We start from the raw sequence: 13,464 nt of genomic DNA, 5'->3' as shown, positions 1-13,464 counted from the left end.
ACCTCTACATTTGAACACCTCGTCACAGCGCTCTAACTCGCGGCAATCTCTGCCTTGCGACGGCAGAACCACCCATGCATCAAACCCGCCTGAAAGAACTGCACCGGCGCCTCGAACCCGGCTGACTCGATCAGACCGGCGACCAGCGGCGCCGGCAGAATCGACACATCCCGAGCATAGGCCAAACGCGCTCGCTCGAGCATCTCCGCCGGCACCTGAGCCGACGCCATCAGTGTCATCCAGTGACGCAGCAATGCTTCATAGGCCGAGGATTGAGTATCAGAGGCAAGATCAGCATTCGCCAGAACCCCGCCGGGTACGAGACGAAGGGCAATCTCGTGGAAAAAGTCGATACGGGCCTGAGGGTCGAGCAAAAACTGCGACACCAGAAAACAGGTCGCGCCGTCGTAACCGGATTCATCCGTCAGCGTATCGAGATAGCCTTCGTGAAAACGGCAGCGGGAGAGAAAACCTCCCTCGGTCGCTCGTTGACGGCACACGTCAAGCATCGCGCCTGAAGGGTCGACTGCAGTGAATTGCCAGCCGGGAAACTGCTGCGCCAGATGCGCCATTTCCACACCGGTACCCACGCCGACACAGAGAATCCGGGCATTCTCCGGCAGGCCCGCGAGCACCGAATCCAGCAGCAGGTACAAGGCATCGCGAAGGGGCGCCATCCCGGCCCACTGCTTGTCATAGACAGCGGACTGTTGGTCGAACAAGGCCTTGAGTGCTTGATTGTCCATGGAAAACCTTCCTCTGCATCATGATGGAGTGCACCGCGCAAATCGCGGTGCAGCTTCCATTATCGCAGGACTGTCAAGCCTGCCCTGGCGCGACAATTTCCGGGAACGACTGGCGGCGCGCCCCTAATTCATCTGATTTACCGTTAAGGCCAGATAGTAAGGACACTCCTTCAAGGGGAGATCGACATTACAGGTCAAACGAATGAACTCTGTCCCTCCTGCTGCCAACACTTTCGAGGTACCACGCGCCTCATAAAGATGTTGATTCGGAACTTGAATGGATGAGTCTCCCGAGAGGCATCCCAACCCAGTGTCAGAAACGCACAGTCCCGACTGTCACGATCTGGCGTGCGAGCTATACCTTCAGAAACTCCAATCTCACTTGGCCCATAAAATCTGCTTAGTTGCTCGTCCAACGGAGTAACGGCCGAATTGCGCTGCTTCCATTTTGGTTTTGCCGTTAAAAAAGCACACTTGAAGCCACGCACCTGAGCCCTCGATCGAATAGTCATATCCGACTCGGAAAAAACCCTGATCGGTGCCCTGAGACGTGTTGACTGCAACCGTAACGGTTTTGCTGGAAACAGGATCGTAATGCACGATTCCTGCATCATCGGGCAACCAGACCTTCACTTTCTCCGTCGAGTCAGAAGAGCTGAATCCTTCAAAATATCTCACTGCCAATAACGTCCGATTACCCAGCAGAGCGTCGTTAGACGATAAGCAGGACGCATTGTCTTGTAAAAAATTAGCAGGATGTGCGTCTCGTAAAAATTGAAAGCGTTGCCGCAGTGCCGAGCTTTCAATAATTCCTTTCAACCATTCGCGTCTTAGCTCTACCGCGAAATGGCGTATTTCTTCGAAGCTCGGACGGCCCGCGCAAATAAGGCGATGCTGATTGAATTCAAAGGAGATCGCGATAGCGAAATCCAGCGCCGAAGGAACCGGACGGTCAGGCTTGAACGTGTTGACCATCAAACGCTTGAGGGCTGCCAAATCGTCTAGACGGTTTAATACACTCTCGTCCAGGTCAGCATTTTTCCCGGCAGTTTTCAGACATCTTCGCCAGAGCAAAGATGTCAGCGAATCGCCCAGCTTTTTCACCCAGACAGGTTTCAGCAGAATCCCGGTCACCGAAACGAGGGTTTTGTATATCACTGCCTCCAAACGTCACCTCCATGAACTATCCGGCCTGTGCCAATAGATTAACCTGTCTCGCGATTGATCATTCCACCCATCAACTGGTCGCAATCCATCAACCCCACACCCGCGCCGCGCCCTAGATTAGATCCCACAACAACACGCCGTGGAGATCGCCTCATGCACAGTTTCCAGACCCGCAAGCAGCACAGTCCGGTCGACGCCTGGGATCAGCAGGATCCGGAGCAGGCCTTCACCCTGCCCTCGCGCTACTTCTACGACGACAGCCTGTTCCGTGCCGAGCGCGACAACATTTTCATGAAGGCCTGGCATGTCGCCGGACATGTCAGTGAGTTCGCCGAGCCAGGGCAGTTCGTGGTCACGGATCTGTTCGATCAGAGCGTGGTGGTGGCGAAGAATCGGCAGGGGCAGATCCATGGTTTTCACAACGTCTGTCAGCATCGCGGCAATCGCCTGCTGGAAGAGCGCCGTGGCACCACCGGCGGCGTGGTGCGCTGCGCCTATCACTCGTGGTGTTACGAGATGGACGGCAGCCTGCGCGGTGCGCCGCGTTGCGAGCGGATGAAGAATTTCGAGCTGGCGCAGTTCAACATTCCCCAGGTGCGCACCGAAGAACTTGGCGGTTTCATCTACTTCAACCTCGATCCGAATGCGCCGTCGCTGCGGGATCTGTTCCCCGGTGCCAATGAGGAAATGCGCCGGGTGTTTCCGGATCTGGCGGACATGCGCCTGATCGAGGAACAGGACGTGATCGTGCCGGCCAACTGGAAAGTGATCATGGACAATTCCATCGAGGGCTATCACTTCAAGCTGTCCGGCCCGTGCCACATCGACCTCGCCAAACTGATCGACTTCAAGGGTTACCAGTTGATCAAACGCGACAACTGGTGGACGTACGCCGCCCCCGCCAATCTGTCGGCGACCGAGGCCTATGGCGTGCCGCTGAAAAGCGAGCCGAACCCGCAGGAATGTTTTTTCAACATCGGCATGTGGCCGAACAACACCTTCTACACCTTCCCGTTCTCCGAGTTTCTCGGCTCGTTCATCATGATTCCGCTGGACGCCGAGCGATCGCTGCTGCGCTTCGGTTACTACTCCAGCAACCCCGAGACCGCTGCCGTCAGCACCGCTTGCATGAAGTGGATGAACGAAGACCTCGGCCCTGAGGACATCGCCCTGAACATCTCGGTGCAAAAAGGCCTGCGCTCGCTCGGTTACGACCAGGGCCGCTACATGATCGATGCCCAGCGCAGCAACGAAAGCGAGCATCTGGTGCATCACTTTCATCGCCTGGTGTTCAACGGCATTCACGGCCACACCGTGGACTGATCCGCCCTTCCCTCGTCATTTGTCAGAACGGAGCAAACCATGGACGAAACCGGGTTTGATTACCTGATCGTGGGCGCCGGCTCGGCCGGTTGCGTGTTGGCCAATCGTCTGAGCGAAGACCCGAACGTGCGCATCCTGCTGCTGGAGGCCGGGCCCGAGGACAAGAGCTGGACGATCGACATGCCGTCTGCTGTGGGCCTTGTGGTGGGCGGGTCGCGCTACAACTGGAGTTATCAGTCGGAGCCGGAGCCGTATCTCGACGGCCGCCGAATCGGCACGCCGAGAGGCCGAACCCTTGGTGGTTCATCGTCGATCAACGGCATGGTCTACATCCGTGGCCATGCCCGGGATTACGACGGCTGGGTCGAGCAGGGCTGCACCGGCTGGAGCTATCTCGAAGTGCTGCCGTACTTCAAGCGAGCGCAGACTCACGCCGACGGTGGCGATGACTATCGCGGCGGCGACGGCCATTTGCACGTCACTCCCGGCGATGTCGAAACACCGTTGTGCGCGGCGTTCATCGCGGCCGGGGTCGAGGCCGGTTATGGCGTCAGCGAGGACTTGAACGGTTATCGTCAGGAAGCCTTCGGCCCGGTGGATCGCACTACGCGCAACGGTCGGCGCTGGAGCACTTCGCGCGGTTATCTCAGCGAAGCGCTGGCTCGGGGCAACGTGCGCGTGGTCACCGATGCGCTGGTGTTGCGCATCCTGTTCGAGGGGCGGCGAGCGGTCGGGATTGACTACGAACAGAACGGCGAAACGAACACCGTCCGCGCTCGCCGGGAAGTGTTGCTGACTGCCGGGGCGATCAATTCTCCGCAGTTGCTGTTGCTCTCGGGTGTGGGCCCGGCGGCAGAATTGCGCGACCTCGGAATCAGCGTGATTCACGACCTGCCCGGCGTCGGCAAACGCCTCAATGATCACCCGGATGCCGTGGTGCAATTTCGCTGCAAGCAACCGGTGTCGCTGTATCGCTGGACCACCGCGCCGGGCAAATGGTGGATCGGCGCGCGCTGGTTCGTGCGTCACGATGGCCTGGCGGCGAGCAATCATTTCGAGGCCGGTGCGTTTCTGCGCTCCCGGGCCGGCGTCGAACACCCGGATCTGCAGCTGACTTTCATGCCGCTGGCCGTGCAACCGGGCAGCGTCGAGCTGGTGCCGACCCACGCGTTCCAGATCCACATCGACCTCATGCGCCCCACCAGCCTGGGCAGCGTGACCCTGCACAGCGCCGAACCCCGGCGGCCGCCAAGGATTCTGTTCAACTACCTGAAGACCGCGCAGGATCGTGCCGACATGCGCGCCGGGGCGCGACTGGTGCGCGAAATCATCGAGCAACCGTCGATGGCGCCATTCAAGGGCGAGGAGCTGGTACCGGGCCGTTCAGTGCAGACCGACGCCGAACTCGACGCCTGGGCGCGGCAGGTCACGGAAACCGGCTACCATGCCAGCGGCACCTGCAAGATGGGACCGGCGGGCGACCCCGAAGCTGTGGTCGATCCGCAATTGCGGGTACACGGCCTCGACGGCTTGCGGGTGGTGGACGCGTCGATCATGCCGGTGATCGTCAGCGGCAACACCAACGCACCGACGGTGATGATCGCGGAAAAGGCCAGCGACCTGATCCGCAACCTCGCGCCGTTGCCGGCCCTCGATGTACCGGTGTGGATCAACCCGCACTGGCAGACCGAACAACGATGAAGCAGAGATGGCGATGACCCGATCCGCTGAAGCTGTACCGCGCAATGAAGCACCGCTGCGAGTTGCGGTGCTGTTGCTGCCGGCGTTTTCCAATTTCGGTCTGGCGGCAGTGCTCGAACCGCTGGCCATCGCCAACTGGCTGAGCCAGCGCACGCTGTTCGAGTGGACGTTGCTGTCGCTGCAGCCCGGCCCGGTGACGGCCAGCAACGGTCTGGCGAGCATCGCCGAAGATGGCTTGAACAACGAGCAGGCCTTCGACGCCTGCGTGGTGCTGGCCAGTTTCGAGGTGCATCAACACAGCCGCAATCCGGCGCTCAAGAGTTGGCTGCGCAAGCAGGCGCTGTTCGGCGCGGTGTTGATCGGCGTCGAAACCGGCACTGAGTTGCTGGCCGCTGCTGGCGTGCTCGACGGCTACGAGGCAGCGGTGCATTGGGACAATCTTCAGGGTTTTCAGGAAAGCTACCCCAAGGTCCGCGCCCGACCGCAGCTCTACACCCTTGAACGCCAGCGCCTGACCTGTGCCGGCGCGACCACCATTCTCGACATGCTGCTGGGCTGGATCGGCCAGCGCTTCGATGCGGATCTGGCACGGGAAATCGGCCTTCACCTGTTGATGGGCCAGATGCGCGCCCCGGCGGACAATCAGCTCGACGGCGGCCTGGGCAACAGCGGGATGTACGGCAACAAGATCCGCCGCGCTGTGCAACTGATGGAAAAGGCTCTGGAGGAACCGCTGGACTGCGAGGCGATAGCCAGCGAAGTCGGCCTGTCGCGTCGGCAACTGGAGCGCCAGTTCAAGCATCAGACCGGGCTCTCGCCGCTCAAGTACTACATCACCCTGCGCCTGGCCCGGGCGCACAACCTGTTGCAACAGACGCAGATGAGCGTGGCCCAGGTGGCGGCGTGTTCAGGGTTTGGCTCGCTGGAGCATTTCTCCCGCACTTACCGCGCGCGGTTTGGTTGCCCGCCGAGTGAGGATCGGCGCCAGGCGTGGAGTGCGCCGGTGATGCGTCAGCCGTTGAGCAAGGCGCATTTGTCACCGGAATGAATTACTGCCGATACGCCGGCTCTTCCTCATCAAGGATTTCCATCAACGCGTTGAAATGCTTATCCGCAAACCCCGGATACTCCAGCCATTGCCGACACGTCTTGCGCGCCACCTCATCGCTGGCCACACGCAACTCACGCCCGGTCGCCAACGCCGTGATGTACACCTCGCACGCCCGCTCGAAGTAATACAGATCATCAAACGCCTGAGCCACGCTCGGCGCCGCGACCAGCAATCCGTGATTGCCCATCAGCAGGATCGGCTTGTCACCGAGCAGCCTGCTCACCCGCTCCGCCTCTTCCCCAAGACCCATGCCATCGAAGCCGTCATCAATCGCCACCCGCTCGAAAAACCGCATGCTGTTCTGCTCGATCGGTGGCAGCCGCGAGTCTTTCAGGCAGGCCAGCGTCGTCGCGTATTTGCTGTGGGTGTGCAGGATGCAACGGGCCTGGGGCTGGTTGCGGTGCAAGGCGCTGTGCAAGGCCCAGGCAGTGATATCCGGGGCGTCCGGGCGGTCGAGACTGTCCGGATCGTCGGCGTCGAGCAGCAGCAGATCACTGGCGCGGATCCGCGAAAAGTGTTTGCCGTAGGGGTTGATCAGAAACTCGCGACCGTCCTGCGAAGTGGCCACGCTGAAATGGTTGGCGATGGATTCGTGCAGGTTCAAACGCGTAGCCCAGCGCAGGGCGCAGGCCAGCTGGATTCTCAGGCGTTCGACGTTGTCGTGCATGGCGCGGCCTCCCGGTTTCACCCGAGTGTAGAGCGCATGCTTTTATCGACTTGACGGGAAACGACAGTGGCTGCCGTTTTGAGCGGGGTGCCCATCAGAAGCGGGAGCGAGCAGGCTCGCCCCCGCCGGTTTCACTGACGGTGAATCAGCCTTTTTCGTCGATCCCCGCTTGCAGGGGCTGACTGTCCAGATGACCGCTCAGGGTCACCGGGCCGACTTTCAGGTTGCCGTTTTCAAGGGACACCTTCGGTGCGTTTTCTTCGGTTTTGTGTGGCAGGTCGAGGCCGGCTTTTACGCCGTAGTCGAGGTTGCTCAGATCGCTGCTGCTGACCTTCGAACCACCCAGATCGACCTTGCCTTCGGTGGCGGAAATCCGCGCGCCGGTCAGTTGCGTAGCGCCGCCGACGGTGAGATTCACACCCTGACCAGCGCTGATACCGGAGACTTGTTTCACGCTGTCCTTGTGCGCGTATTCACCATCGACTTTCAGCGTTGGCTTGTAGTCGGTGCCAGCCAGTTTGCCCTTGTCGTCGGCCGGGGTCTTCTTGGCGGTCAGGCCCAGATCCACGTCGACCTTGGTGTGAGTGCTGGAGTCCTGACGGCTTTCGACCGACAGATCACCCGCCACGTTGCCGCTGACGTTACGCGCATCGATCCGCGCGCCGTTGAGGCTCGCATCACCGCCGCTGTTCAACACCACAGTGTCAGCCTTGATCTGGCTGTTCTGCTGGGTAGTGCCTTGCAGGTAGTCCACGCCGACCTTGGCCCCGGCATTGAAGCCGTGGTCGCTGCTGACTTTTTCATCGGCGGCGGTCGGTGTGCTTTTGCTCAGGTTGCCGCCGGCGTTCAGCGCAACGTTCCAGTTATTGCGGTTGTCGGTGGACTGCGCGGACTCCTGAACGAAACCGCCCTTCTGCGCGTCGATGCTGACGTTTGGCGCGCCGACCTGAGTGCCTTGCAGGTGCACCGAATCACCGCTCAACGCGATGCCATTCTGGCTGTTGAGCTGGCCACCGCTGAGGGTCTGGGTGTTCTCGTTGACCCGGCCGATGTTGAAGTTGCCGCTGAGGTTGCCGCCCTGATCGCGGCTCTTCTCGCTGCTGGTCTTGCTGCCGCCGGCCTTCAGGCCGCCGCCGAGATTGCTGCCGGTGGCGACGTGCGAATCCGTGGCCGCTTGCAGATCGAGCTTGCCGCCAGCCTTCAGGTCGATAGCACCAGCGCTGTCGATCTTCGTGCCTTGCTGCACCTGATTGCCGCCACTGCTCAATTGCACCGGGCCGTTGCCGCTGAGGCTGGCGACATGCGCCTGGCTGTCGGTGGTCTGGTTGCCTTTGTGATCGAGCTGGAAGCCAGCGCCGAGATCGACATTGGTGCCGTCGGTGCCCGGCAAGGTGCCGACGGTCAGCGAACCGTTGCCACGCAGGCTGGAGCTGTCGCTGCTCTGACGGTCGTTGGCCTGATTCAGCGCCAGATCACCGCCGGTCTTGACGCTGACACCGCCCTGGCCGCCATCGAAACGGCTGCCTTCGAACTGGGCATCGCCGCCGACATTGATGTTCACACCCTGGTTGCCAGCGTAACCGCCGACCACCGCCGTGGAGCTGTTTTTGCTCGACTGACTGCTGCCACCCGCGCCGCTGCCGGCCACGTTCACGTCTTCACCGGTCTTGGTGTAGACGCGCACATCGACCTTGGCATCCACCGAATTGTCGGTGCTGCTGTGGGTGTTTTTCGCGGCATCGGCCACCAGTTTGTCGGCGCTGATGTTCACTTTGCCGGCGCTGGCGTTGTACTGCGTGCCTTGGTCGTGCAGTGTGCCGCCGACCTTCACGTCCACGGTCTGGCCGTCGAACCGACTGACCACGGCGTTGCTGCCCTGATCGGTTTTATCGGCGCTGGCATGACCGATTGTCACGTCGATACCGACGTTCGGCTGACCGAGATTGGCCAGTGCGTCCTTGTCCGGCACCTTGCCGCCGAGCACGTCTTTCACCGCGCCGGCAATCGGCCGGGCGATGTCTTTGTACTCGACGTTGGCGCCGATGTCCGCCGACCAGTTGCTCTCGCTGTGGGTGCTGCTTTCGGTGTTGCTGGCGGCACGGTTGTCGACTTCGTTGGCGGCGACGTTCAGACCGTTGCCAGACTTGAGTTGCGCACCTTCGGTGGCGAGTTTGTCAGCGTTGATGTTCAGGCTGCCGCTGCTCTGCACACCGGTGGTTTGCGCGGTGGTTTTAGCGGTGGTGTCTTGCGAAGTGCTGTGCGAGAAATCCACGCCGCTGCCCGCACGGTCGAGGCCGCCGGTGTAGTAGAAACCGCCGCCGGTGCTGCGGGTTTCGGTCGAGGTGCTGTGGCTGTCCTGCTCGGCCAGCAACGAGACGTTCTTGCCGCTCAAGCTGGTGTCGCCAGCGGTGGATTTCACCTCGGAGCCCTTCAGCGTCACGTCGCCGCCCGCCTTCACTTGCACGGTGCCGCCGCTGAGGCTGGAACCCTGCTGGGTAACGTCGTTGACGGTGACGGTTTGCGCCTTGTCTTCGTAATGCACGCCAGCGCGATACTGCTCCGCCGTCTGCTCCTTGGCGTAGGCATCGAAACCACGGGTCTGCGTGCTGTTGCTGCTGTCGTGGGTGTTCTGCGTCGAATGCACCTTCACATCACCGCCCGCATCCGCCGTCAGCGAACCGCCGGCCTTGACCGTGGAGCCGGCAACTTCGATGTCCTTGGCGCTCTTGAGCTTGAGGTTGCTGTCGGAAGCCAGCTCGCTGCGCACCGTGGTGCTGTCCTTGCTGTTCTGCCGGGACTCGTCCTTGGTGATGCCGAAGAACTTGCTGTCCTTGTCGTGGTTGTTGCTGTGCGAGGTGTCCTGCACGCCGTCGATGGTCAGCGAACCGTTGTCGCTGATCACGCTGGCGTCCTTGCCGCCACGCACGTGGCTGCCGCTGATGCGCACGTCGTCAGCCTTGACCACCAGTTTGCCGGCCGCGTTGACCTTGCTGCCCTGATGCTGGGTCTGGCCCTTGTCGGCGTCGCCGGTCTTGCCGAAGAAACCGCCGCCAACCAGATCGCCGGAATAGCGGTTGTCGCTGCTGCGGTTGGTGCGGGTCGCGGTGGTGATTTCCACTTGTTTGCCGGCCAGTTGCAGATCGCCGGCGCTGGTCAGTTCGGCGCCTTCGGAGCGCAACAGTGCAGCGGTTTGCAGGGCGATGTTGCCACCTTTCAACTGGCTGGTGACGCTGCGCTGCTCTTCGCTACTGCTGTCCCAGTCGGCTTTCCACAGGTGTTTGCGGTGCTTGCCCTGATCGGTCTGGGTGTGGCTTTCAGTGGCGGCGGTCAGGCGCAGGTCGCCGCCGCTTTGCACGCTGAGGTTGTTCTTCGCGTCGATCTTGGCGGCTTTCAGTTCGGTGTCTTTGCCGGACGTCAGTTGCGCGTCGCGGCTGGCAACGATCTGGGTGCCGTGCTGGCGCGAATCGCTGTCGGTCTTGGTCCGCTCGTAGGTTTCCCAGGTGATGCCGATGGTGCTGTTGTTCCAGTTCTCGCGTTGCTCCTGGAGCTTGCGGCTTTCGACGGTGGTCAGAGTCAGATTGCGTTTGGCCTCGACCTTCACGTCACGACCGCTGACATCGGTGGCGGCCAGCGTCAGGTCCTTGCCGCTGTGCAGCCCGACGTCGCCCTGGCTGCTGCGAATGCCGGCGCGGGTCACGTCGAGGCTGTCCGGGATCGCCTGACCGCTGACGCTCAAGTCGCCCGCCGAGCGAATCTGCACACCGTCACGCCCGGCGACTTGCACAGCGCCGACCTTCACGCCGGCACCTTCAGCGGTGCTGACGATGTTGATGCGCCCGGCCTGCATCGCGCCGAACAGGCTGGCGTCGATCCGTTGATCGGTGGTGTTGCCCGCCGGGTCCACGGCTTTCACCTGGCCGCTGGCGTAATCGATCTGATTGTGTCCGACGGTGAGGTTCAGTTGATCGCGAGCGCTGATTGCGCCCTGGCTGTCGATACGCGGTGCGATCAGGTTGATCGAACCCTCGCCGTTACGCAGTCCGCCGCCCTGAATCTGCAACTGACCGGTGGCGTCGCGGGTGCTCAGGGCTTGCAGCTTGCCGTCGTTCAGCTCGGGACGGCCGACTACCAGATTGGCGTTCGGCGTGTTGATGAAGCTGCCGCCGTTCACCGAAATGCCGTTCGGGTTGGCGAGTACGTAGTCGGCGGCGCGACCGAAGATTTCCTGGGCGCCGTTGATGGCCGACGGGTTGCGGCTGATCACTTCGTTGAGGATCACGCTCGCGGCCTGGCCCTGCAATTGCGGGTTGGCCGCCAGTTGCCCGGCGAGCTGCGATTGCCCGGCCTGAAGGGCGTTGTTCAGCACCAGGCCCTGACGGTCGACGTTGTAGTCGAGGAACTGGTTGTGCGACAGACCCGAGCCGTTCGGCGCGACGATGTTGACGATCGGGACGCCGCCCTGGGTTTGCAATTGCGCGGTGCCGCCGGGGCCGGGCGCGACCACCACACCGCCGGCCATGGCGCCCGGCAGGTGAGCGACCAGAAACAGGCTGGCGATGGCCCAGCGCAGTTTGCCCCGTGGGGAAAGATGAAACGCAAAGGTATTCATTGGCATAAAAAACTCTCCATGTAGTGCGGCATCACGTTGCGCGTTGAGTTGAAGGCCACGGCTGTCGCGCTCAGGTCCGATGGCTGTTGTTCACTGACGTTCATATCTGTAATCCGACCCGCATCAGCCAGGTTTCAGGCTCGCGGTGCAGGCCGGTCGGGGTGTTGAGGCTGCGTTGGTAATCGACATCCACCTGCAGGTTTTTCCAGCCCAGATTGAGGCCGATGCTGGCGCCGCTCAGGCGTTGGACCGGAGCGCCGTGATCGGCCTTGATCCAGCCGTGGTCGAGGCCGACACGCGGGGTCAGCTGCACTGGCAAATCGCTGCGCAACGGCAGGCGCAAGGTGTTGCGCCAGATCGCGCCGCTGGCGCCGGACGCACTGCTGACCCGGTAACCGCGCACCGCGGAATCGTCGGTGCCGAGCAGTTGTTCGATGGCTGGCAACGGATCCGGGCTGTACTGCAAATTGAGTTGGCTCTGCCATTGCCAGGCTTGCGCGCCGAGCTGGCCGTTGCGCCATTGGCTGAGGCCGGCGCGGTACTTGCGAAACTGTGCTTTGGGCAGGTTCTTGACCTGGTGATCGGCATCGTCGTCGGCGCCGAACCCGCTTAAACCCTGGGCGTAATTGACGTCGAGGTTCCACACCGCGCGGTCGAGCCAGAACAGATTGAGTCCGGCCTCGGCCACGGTCAGGGTCGGGCTCTGGATGCCGAGGCGGACGTTTTCCAGATAGCTGTCGACGTCCTTGTGCGCCAGTTGCAGGTTGGCGCTGAGCTGATGACTCTGGTCGCGCCACAACACACGGTCGGCGCGCAGGCTGAGCTGATCGGTGATGCCGGTGCTGTGGAAAGTCAGCGTGCTGAGCTTGAACGGCGCGCGGTATTCGGCGTGGCTGGCGAAGGTGCTGAACGTCCAGTAACCGTAGGGAATCGCGTAATAGAGGCTGGCGTTGCGGCTGTAGCGGTCGCCCTGATTGAGGGTGTCGCTGGCGCTGAGGCTCAACAGATCGTTGAGTTCGAGCGGACTGTCGAAGGTCAGGCTCAGCGTATCTCGATCACGACCGGTGCTGGCGCTGCCGAGGTTGTCGAAACCGGCACCCAGGGCCCAGCGTGACTGCCCGGAAGTACGTGAACGCAAGATGATTTTTGACGCACCGGGCTGGCTGCCGGGGGCGATGTCGGCGGTCAGATCGAGCGAACGCAGACGGTTCAACTGATCCAGTCCCTGCTCCAGATCCCGCAGGTTCAGCGGTTTGCCTAGCATTCCGGGAAACGCCCCGCCGAGGGACACCGGCAGGCTTTGATCCGCCAGTTCGATGGACTCGATATAGCCTTCGTCGATCAGGATATCCAGCGATTGCCCGGCCGCTGGCGCACTGCTCAAGTACGGCCGACTGGCGATGTAGCCCTTCTCCACGTACAGCGCGGTGATGGTCGCCAGCAAATGGTTGATCTGGCCGACGCCCATGCACGGCGCCAGCAACGGTTTGATCCGGGCGTTGAGTTTGTCTTTATCGATCAGCGTGACACCACCGATGCGCGTGCCGCTCAAGGGCCAGCAGCGTTCGTCGGGTTTGATCGATTCAGGAATGGCCGGATTGGCCGGCGCCGGGCCGAACGCGCCGCGCTCCAGTTGGCGCTTGCGCTGTTCGAGTTGCAGTTGTTGCAGGTCACGCTGTTGCAGTTGTTGCTGGCGCAGCACTTCCTGGCCAGGGGCTGGAGCTTCGGCGGCGAGAACGCTGGGCGCACACACACTCAACAACAAGGCCGACAACAGCGGGCGAGGCAGGGAACGACTACGAGAAACAACGCAAAGCGAATACGGCACTCAACATCCTTGCAATCAACTGGCTTAATGCCACCCCATCAATAGCGGTGATAGTCAGAGCCTTCCTACACAATTGCAAGACGCTTCCTACGCTGCTTACATTTCTTAAACAAATGCCCTTTTAGCGCGGATCGCCAGCGATAACGCCAGCAAGTTGCAGATCATCAGGGTTTCCCCGAGGGCCTGAGACCTCGTGGCTAACACCAATCCACCGCTCATAAAACAGCCTTGGCATCGTGCCGTTGTTGCTCGATCGATTGATCGTGGCGGTCGCAGCGTCGTTTCGACCACGCTCCAATCCCTGAGGCTCTT

At 61.6% G+C, this 13,464-nt stretch carries 8 protein-coding genes; 3 read left to right on the top strand and 5 right to left on the bottom strand.

Annotation, left to right across the window (positions count from 1 at the left end; genetic code table 11):
• Positions 1–32: 32 nt before the first annotated feature.
• Together PMI24_RS16775 and PMI24_RS16770 are read right to left on the bottom strand one after the other, a co-directional pair.
• Complete coding sequence (locus PMI24_RS16775) at positions 33–746, bottom strand: class I SAM-dependent methyltransferase (RefSeq protein WP_007955914.1); 714 nt, start codon at positions 744–746, stop codon at positions 33–35.
• Between the two features lie 378 nt (positions 747–1,124).
• Positions 1,125–1,913 (bottom strand): hypothetical protein, encoded by a 789-nt coding sequence (locus PMI24_RS16770; RefSeq protein WP_007955913.1) that lies wholly within the window; start codon positions 1,911–1,913, stop codon positions 1,125–1,127.
• A 153-nt stretch (positions 1,914–2,066) separates the two neighbouring features.
• Between PMI24_RS16770 and PMI24_RS16765 the strand changes: the two genes are divergently transcribed.
• Genes PMI24_RS16765 through PMI24_RS16755 form a run of 3 tightly spaced genes read left to right on the top strand, consistent with a single transcriptional unit; the run spans position 2,067 to position 5,985 of the window.
• The gene (locus PMI24_RS16765) at positions 2,067–3,236 is read left to right on the top strand and encodes an aromatic ring-hydroxylating oxygenase subunit alpha (protein ID WP_007955912.1); all 1,170 of its coding nucleotides are present in this window, start codon (positions 2,067–2,069) and stop codon (positions 3,234–3,236) included.
• Positions 3,237–3,275: 39 nt separating this feature from the next.
• A complete protein-coding gene (locus tag PMI24_RS16760; RefSeq protein WP_007955909.1) occupies positions 3,276–4,937 on the top strand; it encodes a choline dehydrogenase in 1,662 nt (553 codons plus the stop codon).
• A 13-nt stretch (positions 4,938–4,950) separates the two neighbouring features.
• Positions 4,951–5,985, top strand: coding sequence for a GlxA family transcriptional regulator (locus PMI24_RS16755; RefSeq protein ID WP_007955907.1), 1,035 nt, complete (start codon positions 4,951–4,953; stop codon positions 5,983–5,985).
• 1 nt (position 5,986) lies between these two features.
• On the opposite strand, the gene PMI24_RS16750 is transcribed toward PMI24_RS16755, so the two are convergent.
• The 3 genes from PMI24_RS16750 to PMI24_RS16740 all read right to left on the bottom strand — a co-directional run bounded on the left by PMI24_RS16750 (position 5,987) and on the right by PMI24_RS16740 (position 13,152).
• Entirely contained in the window at positions 5,987–6,715 is a 729-nt protein-coding gene (locus PMI24_RS16750; RefSeq protein ID WP_007955905.1) for a class II aldolase and adducin N-terminal domain-containing protein, read from the bottom strand.
• Between the two features lie 145 nt (positions 6,716–6,860).
• On the bottom strand, positions 6,861–11,330 hold the full coding sequence (locus tag PMI24_RS16745) for a hemagglutinin repeat-containing protein (RefSeq protein ID WP_007955903.1): 4,470 nt from the start codon (positions 11,328–11,330) through the stop codon (positions 6,861–6,863).
• Between the two features lie 94 nt (positions 11,331–11,424).
• Positions 11,425–13,152, bottom strand: a complete 1,728-nt coding sequence (locus tag PMI24_RS16740) for a ShlB/FhaC/HecB family hemolysin secretion/activation protein (protein ID WP_007955901.1) — start codon at positions 13,150–13,152, stop codon at positions 11,425–11,427.
• Positions 13,153–13,464: the final 312 nt, after the last annotated feature.

It is taken from the genome of Pseudomonas sp. GM25 (assembly GCF_000282255.1).
In the GTDB taxonomy this organism is placed as follows: Bacteria; Pseudomonadota; Gammaproteobacteria; order Pseudomonadales; family Pseudomonadaceae; genus Aquipseudomonas; species Aquipseudomonas aphyarum.
The sequence above is the reverse complement of the archived record's forward strand: the minus strand, read 5'-3'. Positions and strand labels throughout refer to the sequence as shown.

Bases quoted from the DNA above. Each gene is read 5' to 3' on its own strand.
- PMI24_RS16765 (WP_007955912.1), top strand. From the start codon at position 2,067: ATGCACAGTTTCCAGACCCGCAAGCAGCACAGTCCGGTCGACGCCTGG.
- PMI24_RS16755 (WP_007955907.1), top strand. From the start codon at position 4,951: ATGACCCGATCCGCTGAAGCTGTACCGCGCAATGAAGCACCGCTGCGA.
- PMI24_RS16760 (WP_007955909.1), top strand. From the start codon at position 3,276: ATGGACGAAACCGGGTTTGATTACCTGATCGTGGGCGCCGGCTCGGCC.
- PMI24_RS16750 (WP_007955905.1), bottom strand. From the start codon at position 6,715: ATGCACGACAACGTCGAACGCCTGAGAATCCAGCTGGCCTGCGCCCTG.
- PMI24_RS16745 (WP_007955903.1), bottom strand. From the start codon at position 11,330: ATGCCAATGAATACCTTTGCGTTTCATCTTTCCCCACGGGGCAAACTG.
- PMI24_RS16775 (WP_007955914.1), bottom strand. From the start codon at position 746: ATGGACAATCAAGCACTCAAGGCCTTGTTCGACCAACAGTCCGCTGTC.